The sequence below is a fragment of the Kordia zhangzhouensis genome (genome assembly GCF_001005305.1).
GTDB classification, from domain to species: domain Bacteria; phylum Bacteroidota; class Bacteroidia; order Flavobacteriales; family Flavobacteriaceae; genus Kordia; species Kordia zhangzhouensis.
Genome location: NZ_LBMH01000008.1, coordinates 1 through 16,365 on the forward strand (window position 1 = coordinate 1; position 16,365 = coordinate 16,365).

At 33.3% G+C, this 16,365-nt stretch carries 17 protein-coding genes; 6 read left to right on the forward strand and 11 right to left on the reverse strand.

Annotation, left to right across the window (positions count from 1 at the left end; all coding sequences use genetic code 11):
- The first annotated feature begins 88 nt into the window (after window positions 1-88).
- On the forward strand, window positions 89-601 hold the full coding sequence (locus tag AA088_RS12650) for a DinB family protein (protein ID WP_046745390.1): 513 nt from the start codon (window positions 89-91) through the stop codon (window positions 599-601).
- Here AA088_RS12650 and AA088_RS12655 read toward each other — a convergent pair.
- The 8 genes from AA088_RS12655 to AA088_RS12690 form a co-directional block, all read right to left on the reverse strand.
- The gene (locus AA088_RS12655; protein WP_046745391.1) at window positions 598-819 is read right to left on the reverse strand and encodes a DUF6095 family protein; all 222 of its coding nucleotides are present in this window, start codon (window positions 817-819) and stop codon (window positions 598-600) included. The genes AA088_RS12650 and AA088_RS12655 overlap by 4 nt on opposite strands.
- Window positions 800-1,621, reverse strand: coding sequence for an N-acetylmuramic acid 6-phosphate etherase (murQ, locus tag AA088_RS12660; RefSeq protein WP_046745392.1), 822 nt, complete (start codon window positions 1,619-1,621; stop codon window positions 800-802). The genes AA088_RS12655 and murQ overlap by 20 nt, the downstream gene beginning before the upstream one ends.
- Before the next feature lie 280 nt (window positions 1,622-1,901).
- Window positions 1,902-4,130 (reverse strand): NADP-dependent isocitrate dehydrogenase, encoded by a 2,229-nt coding sequence (locus AA088_RS12665; RefSeq protein ID WP_046745528.1) that lies wholly within the window; start codon window positions 4,128-4,130, stop codon window positions 1,902-1,904.
- A gap of 758 nt (window positions 4,131-4,888) precedes the next feature.
- A complete protein-coding gene (gene rplS / locus AA088_RS12670; protein ID WP_046745393.1) occupies window positions 4,889-5,242 on the reverse strand; it encodes a 50S ribosomal protein L19 in 354 nt (117 codons plus the stop codon).
- 149 nt (window positions 5,243-5,391) lie between these two features.
- Window positions 5,392-6,069: a tRNA (guanosine(37)-N1)-methyltransferase TrmD gene (gene trmD / locus AA088_RS12675; protein WP_046745394.1), complete on the reverse strand. Its 678-nt coding sequence runs from the start codon at window positions 6,067-6,069 to the stop codon at window positions 5,392-5,394.
- A gap of 8 nt (window positions 6,070-6,077) precedes the next feature.
- Window positions 6,078-6,680 carry a tRNA (guanine-N1)-methyltransferase gene (locus AA088_RS12680; RefSeq protein WP_046745395.1) on the reverse strand — a complete coding sequence of 201 codons (603 nt, stop codon included), beginning with the start codon at window positions 6,678-6,680 and terminating at the stop codon, window positions 6,078-6,080.
- Window positions 6,681-6,816: 136 nt separating this feature from the next.
- Window positions 6,817-8,265: a glyceraldehyde-3-phosphate dehydrogenase gene (locus AA088_RS12685; RefSeq protein WP_046745396.1), complete on the reverse strand. Its 1,449-nt coding sequence runs from the start codon at window positions 8,263-8,265 to the stop codon at window positions 6,817-6,819.
- Window positions 8,266-8,450: 185 nt separating this feature from the next.
- Window positions 8,451-9,866, reverse strand: a complete 1,416-nt coding sequence (locus AA088_RS12690) for a trypsin-like peptidase domain-containing protein (RefSeq protein WP_046745397.1) — start codon at window positions 9,864-9,866, stop codon at window positions 8,451-8,453.
- Between the two features lie 170 nt (window positions 9,867-10,036).
- Between AA088_RS12690 and dapF the strand changes: the two genes are divergently transcribed.
- From dapF to AA088_RS12715, 5 genes are all read left to right on the forward strand, one after another.
- Entirely contained in the window at window positions 10,037-10,816 is a 780-nt protein-coding gene (gene dapF / locus AA088_RS12695; RefSeq protein ID WP_046745398.1) for a diaminopimelate epimerase, read from the forward strand.
- The gene (locus AA088_RS12700; RefSeq protein WP_046745399.1) at window positions 10,810-11,331 is read left to right on the forward strand and encodes a GNAT family N-acetyltransferase; all 522 of its coding nucleotides are present in this window, start codon (window positions 10,810-10,812) and stop codon (window positions 11,329-11,331) included. The genes dapF and AA088_RS12700 overlap by 7 nt, the downstream gene beginning before the upstream one ends.
- Window positions 11,331-11,888 carry an endolytic transglycosylase MltG gene (locus AA088_RS12705; RefSeq protein ID WP_046745529.1) on the forward strand — a complete coding sequence of 186 codons (558 nt, stop codon included), beginning with the start codon at window positions 11,331-11,333 and terminating at the stop codon, window positions 11,886-11,888. The genes AA088_RS12700 and AA088_RS12705 overlap by 1 nt, the downstream gene beginning before the upstream one ends.
- A 9-nt stretch (window positions 11,889-11,897) precedes the next feature.
- Window positions 11,898-12,806 (forward strand): DUF2279 domain-containing protein, encoded by a 909-nt coding sequence (locus tag AA088_RS12710; RefSeq protein WP_046745400.1) that lies wholly within the window; start codon window positions 11,898-11,900, stop codon window positions 12,804-12,806.
- 109 nt (window positions 12,807-12,915) lie between these two features.
- Window positions 12,916-13,554 carry a hypothetical protein gene (locus tag AA088_RS12715; RefSeq protein WP_046745401.1) on the forward strand — a complete coding sequence of 213 codons (639 nt, stop codon included), beginning with the start codon at window positions 12,916-12,918 and terminating at the stop codon, window positions 13,552-13,554.
- A gap of 115 nt (window positions 13,555-13,669) precedes the next feature.
- On the opposite strand, the gene AA088_RS12720 is transcribed toward AA088_RS12715, so the two are convergent.
- From AA088_RS12720 to dnaA, 3 genes are read right to left on the reverse strand one after another with little or no spacing between them, the layout of a single operon-like run.
- Window positions 13,670-14,383, reverse strand: coding sequence for an SAM-dependent methyltransferase (locus tag AA088_RS12720; RefSeq protein WP_046745402.1), 714 nt, complete (start codon window positions 14,381-14,383; stop codon window positions 13,670-13,672).
- Window positions 14,384-14,433: 50 nt separating this feature from the next.
- On the reverse strand, window positions 14,434-14,898 hold the full coding sequence (locus AA088_RS12725) for a low molecular weight protein-tyrosine-phosphatase (protein WP_046745403.1): 465 nt from the start codon (window positions 14,896-14,898) through the stop codon (window positions 14,434-14,436).
- Between the two features lie 9 nt (window positions 14,899-14,907).
- The gene (dnaA, locus tag AA088_RS12730) at window positions 14,908-16,335 is read right to left on the reverse strand and encodes a chromosomal replication initiator protein DnaA (protein ID WP_046745404.1); all 1,428 of its coding nucleotides are present in this window, start codon (window positions 16,333-16,335) and stop codon (window positions 14,908-14,910) included.
- Between the last annotated feature and the right edge of the window lie 30 nt (window positions 16,336-16,365).

Here is a 16,365-nt window from a genome sequence, read left to right on the forward strand (position 1 = left end):
GATAAGGGTTTTTTTGTATACTAAATGTAAGTTTTTGGAATTTTTTAGTACTAATAATTTTATTATATTATAATTGTAAAATTTTCCTATGAATACCTTTATTGTTGATTCTTTCCTTTATACTCTACAGAAAGCCAAAATCTTATTATCTGAAATTGATGATGAATCTTATTGTTGTAATGAAGTAGGACCTTACTATTCCAGTGTAGGTTCGCATTTGAGACATGTATTAGACTTTTATAATTGTATATTTAATGGTTTTGATCGAAAATATGTAAACTTGACCGCTAGAGAAAGGGATCAAAAAGTTGAAAATAATTGCAGTGAGGCTTTGGTTTGTATTGATTCGATTAGTGAAAAATTAAAGACATTAAGATTTGTAGATTTAAACACGTTAATTAAAGTTGAAGATAACTTAGGGAAAGGTTCAATTACTTTACAATATACTTTAGGAGCTTTACTGGCTCAAGCAAATGGGCATACGATACATCATTATGCTATAATTGGTTATATTCTAGATCAACTAGGAATTGAAATTAAAGATGCTGAATTTGGATATAATCCTACAACTCCAAATTCTGTTAGGAAAGCAACTAGCTAAAATATAGAATCCATTATTTTTCGAATTCCTTTAAAAGCCAAAAAAATAGCAGCTGCAGCAATTAATAAACCAATAATAAGTACAGGCATATATAAAGGATGTTGTTGATTTTTAAATGCTGAATGTATTACTGTAGGACCTGCAAACATGCATAATAACGATCCAAACATAAATCTGAGTCCTTTAGAAAGAAGTTCTTTATCTGTTTTTTTTGTCATAATTCTCTATAGCTTTGCGAACATTATTGTATTTTTTTAATAATCGTTGGGCGGTTTCTTGGGAAACAGCAAGTTCAGACATAATCATTTTAACACCTCTTTCTACCAACTTATGATTGCTCAACTGCATGTCAACCATTTTGTTTCCTTTTACTTTTCCTAATTGAATCATTGTAGCGGTAGAAATCATGTTTAATGCTAGTTTTTGGGCAGTGCCAGCTTTCATTCGAGAACTACCGGTAACAAACTCTGCGCCTACAATTATTTCTATAGGATGAACAGAAACTTTAGATAACGGACTTCCTTGATTACAGGTTATACAGCCTGTTAGAATATTTTTTTCATTACACTTTTTAAGTGCGCCTATTACATACGGAGTAGTTCCAGATGCGGCAATTCCAATCACAGTATCATTGGTAGAAACTTTGTGCTCTTGTAAATCTAACCAGCCTTGATTGGTATCGTCTTCGGCAAATTCTACAGCTTTTCGAATAGCTGTATCACCGCCAGCAATAAGTCCAACAACCCATTCGTGAGGCACACCAAAAGTTGGAGGACATTCTGAAGCATCAACGATACCTAATCTTCCACTAGTGCCTGCACCAATATAGAATAAACGACCGCCATTTTTCATACGTTGAACGATTTCATGGATCAAATTCTCAATAGCAGGAATGGCTTTTTCAACAGCAAAAGGAACTGTTTTATCTTCATTATTTATATTAGTCAGAAGTTCGTTAATGCTCATTTTATCTAAATGATCATACTTAGAGTCTTGTTCTGTTGTTTTTGTAAATTGCATAGTCAAAAATACATTATTTTATGTAGAAACAGAATGCTTTTCTGTGTTAGTGAATTTTCCTGTTCATATAACAAAGAATCTAATCTAACTTGCTAAAACTTTAATAGCTAAAAACTGTATTGAAATTTTATAAATATAGGTTAGTAATAAATAAAAAACTCAAAGCTTCTTAAATAATTCCAATAATTGAAACTTATGCTTTTAAAAATTTTCATTCATAAAAAAAGCTTCTTACGATGATGAAGAAGCTTTTTTACTATTATATGATATAAAAAAATGCTTATGAAATACCATTTAATATAGTATTGAAAGTCTCACTTGGACGCATTGCTCTAGAAGTCAATTCTTCACTAGGCATATAATAACCTCCAATATCTACAGGTTTTCCTTGCGCATCGTTTAATTCTTTAACAATTTTTTCTTCATTCTCTGCTAATTGAGCAGCAATAGGCGAGAAGCGAGCTTTTAGCTCTGTATCCTTGTCTTGATTCGCTAATGCTTGCGCCCAATAAAGAGCTAAGTAGAAGTGACTTCCGCGATTATCTAGCTCATTTACTTTTCGAGAAGGAGATTTTTTATTCTCTAAAAATGCATCTGTAGCATCATCTAAAGTTTCTGCTAATACAAGAGCTTTTTTATTGTCGTAATTAGTTCCTAAATGTTCTAAAGAAACTGCTAAAGCTAAGAACTCACCTAAAGAATCCCAACGTAAATGTCCTTCTTCGTTGAATTGCTGAACGTGTTTTGGAGCCGATCCACCAGCACCAGTTTCAAATAAACCACCGCCATTCATTAAAGGAACGATTGACAACATTTTAGCACTAGTCCCTAATTCTAAAATTGGAAACAAATCTGTTAAGTAATCACGTAATACATTTCCTGTAACAGAAATAGTATCTTCTCCTTTTTTAAGGCGTTCTAAAGTGAATTGAGTTGCTTCAGCTAAAGGTAAAATATGGATTTCCAGATTTTGAGTATCGTGATCTTTTAAATAAAGCTCAACTTTTTTAATAAGTTCGGCATCGTGCGCTCTTTCTTTATCTAACCAAAAAACAGCAGGCCACCCTGTAGCAGTAGCTCTGTTCACAGCAAGTTTTACCCAATCTTGAATTGGCGCATCTTTTACTTGACACATTCTCCAAATATCGCCAGCATCAACTGTATGTTCAATAAGTGTATTTCCATTAGCGTCTACAATGCGTACCGTTCCGTTTTCTGAAATTTCAAACGTTTTGTCGTGTGAACCATATTCTTCTGCTTTTTGCGCCATCAAACCTACGTTAGGAACAGTTCCCATGGTTGTAGGATCAAACGCTCCGTGTTCTTTACAGAAATCAATAGTTGTTTGGTATAATGCAGCATAACTACTATCTGGAATCACTGCTTTTGTGTCCTGTGTATTTCCTTCAGCATTCCACATTTTTCCAGAATTTCGAATCATTGCTGGCATTGAAGCATCAATAATTACATCACTTGGTACATGTAAGTTGGTAATTCCTTTGTCTGAATCAACCATAGCGATATCGGGGCCATTTTCCATAGCCAAGGCAATATCTCCTACAATTTCTTCTTTCTTTTCAGGAGAAAGTTCTTCCAGATTATTTAACAAGTTTCCAAAACCATTATTGACATCTACACCAATTTTTTCAAAAGTGGCTTGATGTTTTTCAAATAAGTCTGCAAAGTAGGTGCGAACTGCGTGTCCAAAAATAATTGGATCACTCACTTTCATCATGGTTGCTTTCATGTGTAATGAGAACAGCAATCCTTTTTCTTTGGTGTCAGCAATTTCTCTTTGTAAGAAAGCTAGTAACGCCTTTTTGCTCATTATAGTGGCGTCAATAATTTCACCTTCTAATAATTCGATATTCGATTTTAGAGTCGTTTTTACACCTTGTGTGTTTGTATGTTCTATAGAAACAGAAGTCGCTGCGGGAATTGTAACTGACTTTTCATTAGACCTAAAATCTCCAGAGTTCATAGTTGCTACATGCGTTTGCGAGTCAGATGTCCATGCACCCATACTATGCGGATTTTTCTTTGCATAGTTTTTTACTGCTTTAGGAGCTCTACGATCAGAGTTTCCTTCACGTAATACTGGGTTTACAGCAGAACCTTTTACTTTATTATACTTAGCAAGAATTTCCTTTTCTTCTGCTGTTTCTGGCTCTTCTGGATAATTTGGAATAGCATATCCTTTGGCTTGTAATTCGGTAATAGTGGCTTTCAACTGAGGAACTGAAGCACTAATATTTGGAAGTTTGATAATATTTGCTTCTGGTTTTTTTGCTAATTCTCCTAACTCTGTCAATGCGTCATTTACACGTTGCTCAGGAGTTAAATATTCAGGAAAATTAGCTAAAACTCTTCCTGCTAAAGAAATATCTTTGGTTTCAACGTCAATACCTGTTGACGTAGTAAAAGCTTTTACGATTGGTAATAATGAATGTGTTGCTAATGCTGGTGCTTCGTCTGTTTTTGTATAGATAATCTTAGTTGATTTTGCCATATGTATTTGTAGATAAATATTAGGTGTATAGTTTGATGAATTTTTTTCGAATGGCAAATATACAAAATGAAAGACTATTTTAGTAATGATTCACAGGCTAGTAACTATTCTTATTCTAAATTTAATGCAAAACAAAAGCCATATCATTGTAATTTCTTACCTTGACATGGCTTTCTTGAAATGTGCTCTATTCAATTATTCAATATATACATATTAAAAAATTAAATAAACCAGCATTTCTGGTGTTGAAATAAGTTCATCGTTATTTGGCATTTTACCCTGTATAAAACTTATTTCAAGTTGTTTTCTAATATACCTACTTGTGCAAATCGACTTTCGTGATATGCCCTTTTATGTATTTTTTTCTTAACAGAAATTGAATACATAACACTTTATTAGCATCTTAGCAATACTAATAAGTTTCAGCGTTTTCAAATACTTTTATCGTGTAATTTACATCACAATCAAAAACTTGCAAACATTTTTCTCAATGATTATTTGTACCCAAAAAATCATTTTTGAAAAACTTACTAGAATAACAACTATTTAGAACGTTCTTTCAAACACTTCAATGAGTCAATTTGCATTCACTCTTTTCGTTATTTGTTTTATAAATGTAGTATAAGTTTTTTAAAAAACAAGAAATATAAAGATTTAAAAATCAACAAGATATGAACTTAGTTTATTAACAATTGTTGAAAACAAAAAAAGTCCTGCAATTTTGCAGGACTTTTCTATGGTATCTTGTAGCAAAGAAATTAGTTATGTCTTTTTTCTTTGATTCTAGCTTTTTTACCTGTAAGACCTCTAAAGTAGAAGATACGAGCTCTACGAACTTTACCTCTTTTGTTAACTTCGATTCTTTGTAATGCTGGTAAGTTAATTGGGAAGATACGCTCAACACCAACGGTTCCAGACATTTTTCTAATAGTAAATGTTTCAGATGAACCTGAACCTCTACGTTGAATCACAACTCCTCTAAAGAACTGAGTACGTGTTTTTTCTCCTTCACGGATTTCGTAATAAACTGTAATAGTATCTCCTGCTGCGAACTCAGGAAAATCTTTTTTTGTTACAAATTCGTCTTGTACAAATTTAATTAAAGCTTCCATTTTAAACTTTTTAAAAGAATTAATTTAAACCAACATTCACGTCTATCGCCAGAGGTTAATTCAAAATTGAGTGCAAAAATAAATAATTATTGTGAATGTGCAATTGTTTTTGCGTTTTATATCTAAAAAATAATGCAAGAAAAAAGATTTTAATCTTTTAATAAATCAGGACGCAATTTTTTGGTACGTTCGTATGCTTGTTCTTCTCGCCAAGCTTCTATTTTCGGAAAATTCCCAGATAATAATACTTCAGGAACTTCCCAATCATTATAAATGGCTGGTCGAGTGTAAACTGGAGGAGCTAGTAAATTATCTTGAAATGAATCAGTTAAAGCAGATGTTTCATTTCCTAAAACGCCAGGAATTAAGCGAATGACGGCATCACAAAGTACAGCAGCTCCCAATTCTCCACCAGAAAGTACATAATCTCCAATAGAAATTTCTCTTGTAATGAAGTGATCACGGACGCGTTGATCTACACCTTTATAATGCCCACATAGAATGATGATATTTCCTTTTAAGGATAACTCATTTGCGATTCCTTGGTTTAACGTTTGTCCGTCAGGTGTCATATAAATGACTTCATCATATGTGCGTTGCGATTTCAAATCAGAAAGACAGCGATCTATTGGGCCAATAGTCATTACCATTCCTGCACCTCCACCGAATTGATAGTCATCAACTGATTTGTAACTATCTGTAGCATATTCACGTAAATTGTGTAGATGTATTTCTACAATACCTTTATCAATGGCTCTTTTTAAAATTGAAGCTTCAAAAGGGCTTTTCAATAAGTCTGGAACTACAGAAATAATGTCGATACGCATGCTATTACTTAATTATTTTTGTTTTTATTAATCTCGTCTTGTAGTTTTCTTCGTACTTGTTGTTCTCGTTCAAGAGCACGCTTTCGATGTTCTTCAAATTCGTATTCTGTTTCTGCGAGTTTAGCTTTGGCTTCTTTAGTGATAGTATTGCTAGTTTTAAATTTATAGGTAAAAAATAACCATAAAAGTAATAAAACACCAATAATTCCCCACATGAGTGTTTGGTAGCTTCCTTTGCTTAATTGTATACCAAGAAGAGAAATACTGTCTTTTTCAGTATTTAAGTCTTCCATTTTTTGTTGGATGCTGGCTAAATCTGTCTTGAGTTGTTCAATCTCACTTTGTTGAGCAGCTACTTTGGCTACTTCTTCATTAAATTCCTTGTTGATAGATTGGATAGAGTCGGCTACATTTTTTTGTAATTTTTCAATCCAATCACGTTTTACAACTTTGTAGTCTTGGTATTTGTTGGAATTTTCTAAAATGAACTCAAATTGTTCGTCAATGGGTCCTTGTTTTAAATGTAAATTAGCGTTTCTAGCTACATTTTGTGCATTGGCAAGGACTGAAATACAAAGCGTAATTGCTAAGAATAAATGTTTCACTTTCATCGTCTTTTCTAGTTAAAAAAATCAGTTTTCAAATAAACGAAGATATTTTTATTTATTGTATGATTTTGGAGTAGATTTCTAAATAAAAAAAGAGTCTCCCGTAAGAGACTCCTTTTTTTATCTATTTTACTTACCATTAATAATATGTAAAACGTCGTACTTTTGAAATGTATTTTGCCAAACGCATTACTTGGTGAGAATATCCATATTCATTATCGTACCAAACGTAAAGAATGATATTTTTTCCATTTTCACTCACAATTGTTGCTTTGCTATCAAAAATTGATGGCGCAGAAGAACCAACAATATCAGAAGATACTAGTTCGTCATTTAGTTCGTATTTGATTTGCTCTACTAAATCACCTTCTAATGCATACTTTTTAAGAATCGTATTGACACCATCTAAAGAAGTTTTGTTTTCGATTTCTAAGTTCAAAATGGCTAATGAACCATTTGGTACAGGAACACGAATTGCATTGGAAGTTAATTTTCCTTCTAATGAAGGCAATGCTTTCGATACTGCTTTTCCAGCGCCAGTCTCAGTGATAACCATGTTTAGAGCAGCAGCTCTACCACGACGGTATTTATTGTGCATGTTATCTACCAAATTCTGATCGTTTGTGTAAGCATGAATGGTTTCTAAATGTCCATGAACCAGTCCAAAAGAATCTTCAACTGCTTTTAAGATAGGGGTAATAGCATTTGTAGTACAAGATGCTGCCGACCATACATCTACTTCATCAGGATGATGGTCTTTATGATTAACGCCATATACAATATTAGGAACGCCTTTTCCTGGTGCTGTTAATAAAACTTTATCGGCTCCTTTTGGAACTAAATGTCTTTCTAAAGCTTCTTTATCGCGAAAAGCTCCTGTATTATCTATGATTAATGCATCTTTAATGCCATAAGTTGTGTAATCAATTTCTTCAGGACCATTAGCCGAAATAATGTGTACAGTAGTTCCATTGATAATCAATGCCGAGTTCTCTGCATCAACACCAACTGTTCCTGGAAAGTCTCCGTGAACAGAATCATTGCGTAATAAAGAGGCTCTTTTCTCCAATACAGTTTGATCAACTTTTCCACGTGTCACAATAGCACGCAAACGCAGCTGATTCCCTCGTCCAGTACGTACCATTAATTCTCTAGCTAACAAACGACCAATACGTCCAAAGCCATATAAAACAACATCTTTCGGAGTAATTTCTGAAGAATTTTTAGCATCTTTTAATTTATCAACCACAAATGATGTAGCATTGGCATGCTGATTATCTTCTAAATGATATTCGTATGTTAGTTTTCCAATATCAATTTTAGAAGGAGGGAGATCAATTTTAGAGATAGCTTGGGCAATTTCAACAGTATCGAAAATTGAAATCGGCTTTTGTACAAATTGACCAGCATATTCGTGAAGATTCAATATTTCACTTACATTTCTATCAATAAGTTGATTTCTAAAAAGTACCAACTCAATAGATTTGTCATACCATAAATCGCTAACATTCTTGATAAATTCAACAGTCGCTCGTCTTCTATCAGCTTGAAAAGTGAGTTCCTTTTCGTAAGTTTCATTAAAACTCATAGTGTTATATTTGTGTAGTTGTGTTTACAAATTTTGCGCAAAAGTATACAATTTCAAACGTTTTCGTAAATAAAAAAATAAAAAGTTTTTCAAGTAGGTTTTGAACGTAGTTGGCTCGTATACAAATTAAAAAAGCGAGGCACATTATCTGTGTCTCGCTTTTCAACTATATATGGATGGCGATTTTATCGGAAGATAAAACGCTCGTATTGTCCCTTAGGATTAAGAAACCCTAATACTCTAATTTGATCTTCGCCATATGTATTGATAAAGTTTTTCAATTCTTGAGCAGATTTCACTTTTTTTCCATTTACTTCAACTAAAATATAACCTGGCGTAATACCTAGTTCTTGATATAATTGTTTGTTGTCGTTATTCGTTACTTTTAATCCATATGTAATGTCAAACTTATCGGTTTCTTCTTTATTTAAGTTTTCCAATTGCATATTCATTAAACGTACACTAGAAGCAATTTCTTCTTTTTTGAGTGTTACAGGCAATGTTTCATAATCTCCGTCACGTAATACAGTTACATTGACAACATCTCCAGGGCGTTTTGAGTTTAAGTAACCAGACAAGTCTGAAAAACTTGAAATTTTTACACCATCCAATTTTTTGATGATATCACCAGACTCTATACCAGCATCAAAAGCACCCGAATTGTCGAAGACTTTGCTAACATAAAATCCTTCGGTTTCATCAATATTTAATTTTTCTGCAGCAACAGCATTTAAGGATCCTCCAGAAACTCCAAGAAGTCCTTTCTGTACATTTCCAAATTCTAGCAAATCGTTTACAATTTTTTGAGCAATGTTGCTTGGAACGGCAAAAGAATATCCAATATAAGATCCTGTTTGAGAGGTGATTGCTGTATTGATTCCAATTAATTCGCCCTGCGTATTAACTAATGCACCACCAGAGTTTCCTGGATTTACGGCTGCGTCAGTTTGGATAAATGATTGACTCAATCGGTCTCCTTCATTTAAATCTCTACCTTTGGCACTGATGATACCTGCGGTAACTGTAGAAGTTAAGTTAAAAGGATTTCCAACAGCCAATACCCATTCTCCAATTTTGGCATTGTCAGAGTCGCCAAAAGAAATGTAAGGTAATTCTTCATCAGCTTCAATTTTCAATAAAGCGATATCCATGCTAGGATCTGTACCAATAATTTGTGCAGTATAATTTTTGTTATTATTCAATGTAACTTGAATTTCATTAGATCCTTTAATAACGTGATTGTTTGTAACAATATATCCATCTGGTGTAATAATCACACCAGAACCAGTTCCAATTTGTGTTTGTGGTCTTCTAGTACCATTATATAAATCCCAAATACTTCTAGGAGCTACAGTAGTAATCTTATTTTTAACGTGTACAACCGCATGTACAGTCTTTTCTGCTGCATACGTAAAATCAACACCAGCGTTAGCAGCATTAGAGGTTGGAGAATTCACAAAATTAGTAGGAACATACGTCGGTTGTTGTAATACGGAAGCTTGTTCAACTTTTTCAGGGGATTCTGAGAAAAATTTATAAGCCCCAATACTAATAACGCCTCCAAGAATAGAAACTAATAGTAAACTTGCAAATTTTTTCATTGTATATCTTGTTTAATTTTAATTGTTAGAAGATTCTCTAGCGATGTCTTAGTCAGTATTTAACACTTAAAATTACATATTTATTGTAGCGGTATTTTAACTTTAACGACACTTTAACATCGTAAAAAATCAATACTTTATTTGTATTTTTGTCGCCATAAAACCTATACATGATTTTATCTTTTTATAAATATCAAGGAACAGGAAATGATTTTGTTCTTATTGACAATCGACAACATATATTTCCCAAAAATGATACCAAACTTGTACATCATTTGTGCGACAGAAAATTTGGCATAGGAGCTGACGGCTTGATTCTTCTTGAGCATGATGCTACTTATGATTTTAAAATGGTGTATTACAATGCAGATGGAAACGAAAGTACCATGTGTGGAAATGGAGGTCGTTGTATTGTTGCTTTTGCGAATTTTCTGGGTGTAATAGTTGGAGAAACCACTTTCAGTGCGATTGATGGAAAACACTATGCTACCATAAAAGAAGACGTGGTCAATTTGCAAATGAAAGATGTCGAACAAGTTGAGGAGCATTCCAATCATGTATTTTTAGATACAGGTTCGCCTCACCATGTGATATTTAAAGAAAATATAGGTCAATTTGACATAAAAGCAGAAGGAGCAGCTATTCGATATGGAGCTCCATATTATGATGAAGGAGCTAATGTGAATTTTGTGAAAAAGCTTTCAAATACTGAATTTAGAGTACGAACCTATGAACGAGGAGTAGAAGATGAAACTCTTTCTTGTGGAACTGGAGTTACGGCTGTTGCAATAGCAATGCATTCTTTGCAGCAAACCAATGCTAATGATATTACATTGTTAGTTGAAGGCGGAACGCTGCAAGTTTCTTTTATAAAAAATCAAGGAAAGTATACAAATGTATTTTTAAAAGGAAAAGCAACTCAAGTATTTAAAGGAGAAATTGTATGCTAACACTTACAGGCGAAAAACTAGATTTGAGAGCATTAGAACCTGAAGATCTCGATTTTATCTATGAAATCGAAAACAATGAATCAATTTGGGAAATAAGTGCAACTCAAACACCTTATTCTAGGTTTTTGATTATGCAATATTTAGAAAATGCACATCAAGATATATACGAAGCGAAACAGGTACGCTTGGTAATGGTAAACAAGCAAAAAGAAAAAATCGGTCTTATCGATTTATTTGAATTTGATCCTAAAAATAAACGTGTGGGTGTAGGCTTGTTAATTCAAAACCCTGCTTTGCGAAATAAAGGATATGGGAAAGAAGCCTTGCAATTGGTATGTAATTATGCATTCAAATATTTAGATGTACATCAAATATTTGCCAATGTAGGAGAAGATAATACTGCAAGTATCACGCTGTTTGAAAATATGAACTTTCAAAAAATTGGACTGAAGCGAGATTGGAATTATGTCAATGGAGTATTTAAAAATGAAATCCTATATCAAAAATTTAAATAATGTATATACGTAAAATATTAATTGGAATTTTAATTGTTGGGATTGCGATTGGATTCTACATGATGTATCATATTACACAAACTATATTTAAGCCTGTTACTAGTTTTACAAATGAAACGGCGTATGTATATATTCCATCTAATGCAGATTTTAATCGAGTAAAAGAAGAACTGTTACCTTTAGTGAATGATATTGAGGCGTTTGAGATTTTAGCGACAAAAAAAGGATATATAAAACAGGTAAAAGGAGGAATGTATATTTTAAAAAAAGATATGAATAGTAACGACATTGTCAACACATTACTAGATAAAAGCACTCCTATAAAAGTCACCATTCCTAATTCTGAAAATATTTCTTTATTGTCACAACAAGTTTCATTACAAATACAAGCTTCTGCAGAAGAATTAACGCAAATAATGAATGATACGCTTTTCTTAAAAGAAAAAGAGATTACCTTTCCTCAATTATTCAAACCAGGAACATATACGATGGTCTGGAATATGTCTGCCACAGAATTTAGGGACTTTATGTTTGAGGAACACGTACGAGAAAAATAATGGTGGTTTATGAAAAGAATACTGCGACTCTTTTTTATTATTTGCATTGTAAATACAGCTACTGCACAATTAACACCGCCGAGTTTTTGGACGGTTTCCGACACTTTGCATAAGCCGCGAAGAAACTTTGTTGCTATTACAGAAGCATCTTTGGCTACGGCGACTCTGATTAGTCTTGATAGAATATGGTACGCAGATTTTCCCCGCTCGTCGTTTCAATTTATCAATGACAATAATGAATGGTTGCAAATGGACAAGGCTGGGCATGTGTTTACTTCATACTACGTTGGTCATGTAGGAGTTAAAGTGCTTCGGTGGAGTGGAGTTTCTAAAAGAGATCAATTAATTTATGGTGCAACACTTGGTTTTGGATTCTTAACGGCGATGGAAGTAATGGATGGCTTTTCGGCAGAATGGGGAGCCTCATGGGGAGATGTTTTGGCAAATGGACTAGGAACAGGTTTGTATGTAGGACAAGAATTAGTATGGAATGAGCAACGAGTGACATTAAAGTATTCTTTTCATCAAACACAATTTGCAGAACTAAGACCTAATAAACTAGGAGATGGATTGTTGGAAGAAGTATTAAAAGACTACAATGGACAAACTTATTGGTTAAGTGCAAACGTGCATTCATTCTTTAAACAACAAAAAATTCCTAGATGGTTCAATATTGCTTTTGGATATGGAGCCGAAGGAATGGTAGCTGGAACATCACAAAAACAACGTGAAATTTTGCCAAATCAGCAGCGATATAGGCAGTTTTATTTCAGTATTGACGTTGATTTAACAAAAATTCAAACAAAATCCAAATTCTTAAAAAGTGTGTTTGAAGTGATTAATTTTATTAAAATTCCTGCTCCAACTTTGGAAATCAATACCTTAGGAAAGTTAAGGTTTCATCCAATCTACTTTTAACAGTACTTTAACAATTAAGTTTGGTATTCTAAAAAATGTTCGTATATTTGCACGCTGAAATTTTAAGCGGAACTCATTGAGTTTGTGAGTCTTAAAGAAAACAAATTTTATGGGAAAAAGAGCAATAAAATGTACAATTTTAATAGCTGTTTTAACATTTGTAAGTTTGGGTTTCACTTCTAAAAAAGAAGCCAGCGTTCTTAAAAATACGAGTAAATTTACAATCAAAACATCGCAGTTAGTTACAGTGCTTCCTGCAGATGTAACGCTAAGCGAAGAAGCGCCAATTCCTTTTACAGGAAGAAAATATTTGGGCTTTAAAGAAGCGATAGCGTTTAAAGAATCTCAAGGGAATTATTTCGTGGTTAATACGTTAGGTTATCTTGGAAAGTACCAATTTGGAAAGGGAACATTAGAATTAATAGGAGTGTATAATCCTAAAGAATTCTTAAATAATCCTAAATTACAAGAAAAAGCCTTTGAAGCTAATGCCTCTAGAAATAAGTGGATTCTTAGAAAAGACATTCAACGCTCAGTTGGTAAAACTATAAATGGTGTAGTTGTGACAGAATCAGGAATTTTGGCAGCTGCACATTTAGCAGGACCAGGAAGCGTAAAAAAGTATTTGCGTAGTGGTGGATCTCAAGGATTCTCTGACGCATATGGCTCTACAGTGAGATATTATATGAAGCGATTTGCAGGATATGATGTTTCTTCAATTAAAGCCAATAAAAAAGCAAGAGTATAAATCACTCTGGGTTTGGTTAACATTATAAAGCCTCAGTATATTACATGCTGAGGCTTTTTTATTGTTGTTTCTAAATATAAAAGAGTTTCAAAATTTAGTAAACCTTAGTTATTTGTTAACGGTCTATAATAAAAATAGTAGGACGTTTGTGTAAATTTATCGAAACTTTTTTCCATTCATTAATTGTTAAAGTGCGAATATACTCTGAAGGAAGTGTAATGTCGGAAGCAATACATAAACGTGTTTGCCCTGAAAGAGTAGTTAACAAATCTGAAAGTAATTTGTCGTTTCTATACGGAGTTTCAATAAAGGCTTGTGATTGTTGAAAATCATATGCGCGTTTCTCCAATTGCTTTATGGTGCGTTTGCGCTCTTGGCTGTCAATAGGTAGGTATCCGTTAAAAGCAAAATTTTGTCCATTCATTCCAGAAGCCATCATTGCCATTAATATTGAAGAAGGCCCCACAAGCGGAACAACTTTAATGTTTTTTTCGTGTGCAATCTTTACTACAGCAGCACCAGGATCTGCAACACCAGGGCAACCTGCCTCTGATAAAAGACCTACATTTTTACCTTGAAAAATGGCTTCCAAAAATGCGGGTAGCTCTTCATCTTTCGTGTATTTGTTTAGTAAAAATAATTGCAAAGATGGTTGTGGTTTTTTTGGAGTAATTTTTTTTATGAAACGGCGTGCCGTTTTTTCATTTTCAACAATAAAATGATCGGTTATTTCTATAATTTTTTTTACGGATAAGGGTAATACTTCTAGCGGTTCGTTGTCGCCTAAAGTAGTAGGAATTAAATATAAGGTGCCTAAAGTAGCTTGCATAAGAGTTGGAGTTATGCGTGTAAAACTAAAAAAAATATAGGAAAAAATCTTTATGATTCTTGTGAAAGTCGCTTCGCAAAAATAGTGCAGGCTTCATCGAGCATTTGATAAACATTTTCAAAACCTTGATTGCCTCCATAATACGGATCTGGAACTTCTGCATTCGAATTTGGAGAAATTTGATTCAAAATCAATTGAACTTTTTTGCGATCTTCGTTTGTTTGCGCTAAAGCAAGAATATTTTCATAGTTTGACTGATCCATTGCAAAAATATAGTCAAAGGAATGAAAATCAGCTTTGGTAAACTTTCTACAACGTTGATACGTAATGTCTATACCATGCAGTTTTGCAGTAGCAATAGAACGTCTGTCAGGAAGTTCGCCAACGTGATATCCTGCAGTACCGGCAGAATCTACAATATACTTTTTTGGGTCAAGCTTAGAAGCTAAAATTCCTTCTGCCAAAGGAGAACGACAAATATTTCCTAAGCAAACCATTAAAATTTTAGTCTTCATGAGTAATTTTTATAAAGAAAGTTTCTTTGTAAGATCCTCTACATATTTTCTAAACTGTTTATCGGTAGAAGATAAATTGTCAACAGTTTTGCAAGCGTGTAAAACTGTTGCGTGATCACGTTTTCCAATTTGAGAACCGATACTTGCTAATGATGCTTTTGTAAATTTCTTTGCAAAAAACATGGCTAATTGTCTAGCTTGTACAATATGACGTTTGCGAGTTTTTGACTGTAATGTAGTCACATCCATTTGGAAGTAATCAGAAACCACTTTTTGAATATAATCAATGGAAACTTCTCGCTTGGTATTTTTTACAAACTTTTCAACAACTTGTTTTGCAAGCTCAATAGTGACTTCTTTTTTATTGAAAGAAGATTGTGCAATTAGAGAAATAATAGCGCCTTCCAATTCGCGAACATTGGTTTTTATGTTTTTAGCAACATATTCTACAATGTCGTTAGGCATTTCAACACCATCACGATACAATTTGTTTTTTAAAATAGAAACGCGTGTTTCAAAATCTGGAGTTTGTAATTCTGCGGATAATCCCCATTTAAAGCGAGATAATAAACGTTGTTCTATATCTTGCATGTCAACAGGAGCTTTGTCAGAAGTCAAAATAACCTGTTTTCCGTTTTGATGCAAATGGTTGAAAATATGGAAAAATACATCTTGAGTTCCCGATTTTCCTGAAAAAAATTGCACGTCGTCAATAATCAACACATCAATCAACTGATAAAAGTGAATAAAATCATTGCGTGTATTTTTCTTAACAGATTCAATATATTGTTGTGTAAACTTTTCTGCAGAAATATATAAAACTGTTTTTTCAGGATACTTGTCTTTAATTTCAACACCAATTGCGTGTGCGATGTGCGTTTTTCCTAATCCAACACCACCAAAAATCAATAATGGATTGAAAGAAGTGCCACCAGGTTTGTTTGCAACTGCCATTCCTGCAGAACGAGCCAAACGGTTAGAATCTCCTTCTAAAAAATTGTCAAAATTGTAATTTGGATTCAGTTGCGATTCGATTTTTACATTTCGAATGCCAGGAATGATAAAAGGATTTTTAAGCTCAGGACTTTTGTTCTTAATAGGAACATCAACTTCTTGTGCTTTTACATTACTGCGATTGGCACTTGGAATTTTTTCCGTAAATGGTTTTTTATTTCCATAGGTATTTTCCATCTTAATAATGTATACCAATCGAGCTGTATTTCCTAACTCTTTTACTAAAGCTACTTTTAACAATTTTACGTAGTGTTCTTCTAGCCATTCGTAAAAAAATTTGCTAGGAACTTGAATGCTTAACGCTTTATTCGTTAACTTTACTGGCTTTATAGGCTCAAACCAAGTTTTGTAAGCTTGTGGTTGAATGTTGTCCTTAATAAAAGACAGACAGTTATCCCATACTGATTGCGCAGTTACACTCATTTATTACTGTTAAATTGTTATTTTTTAGGT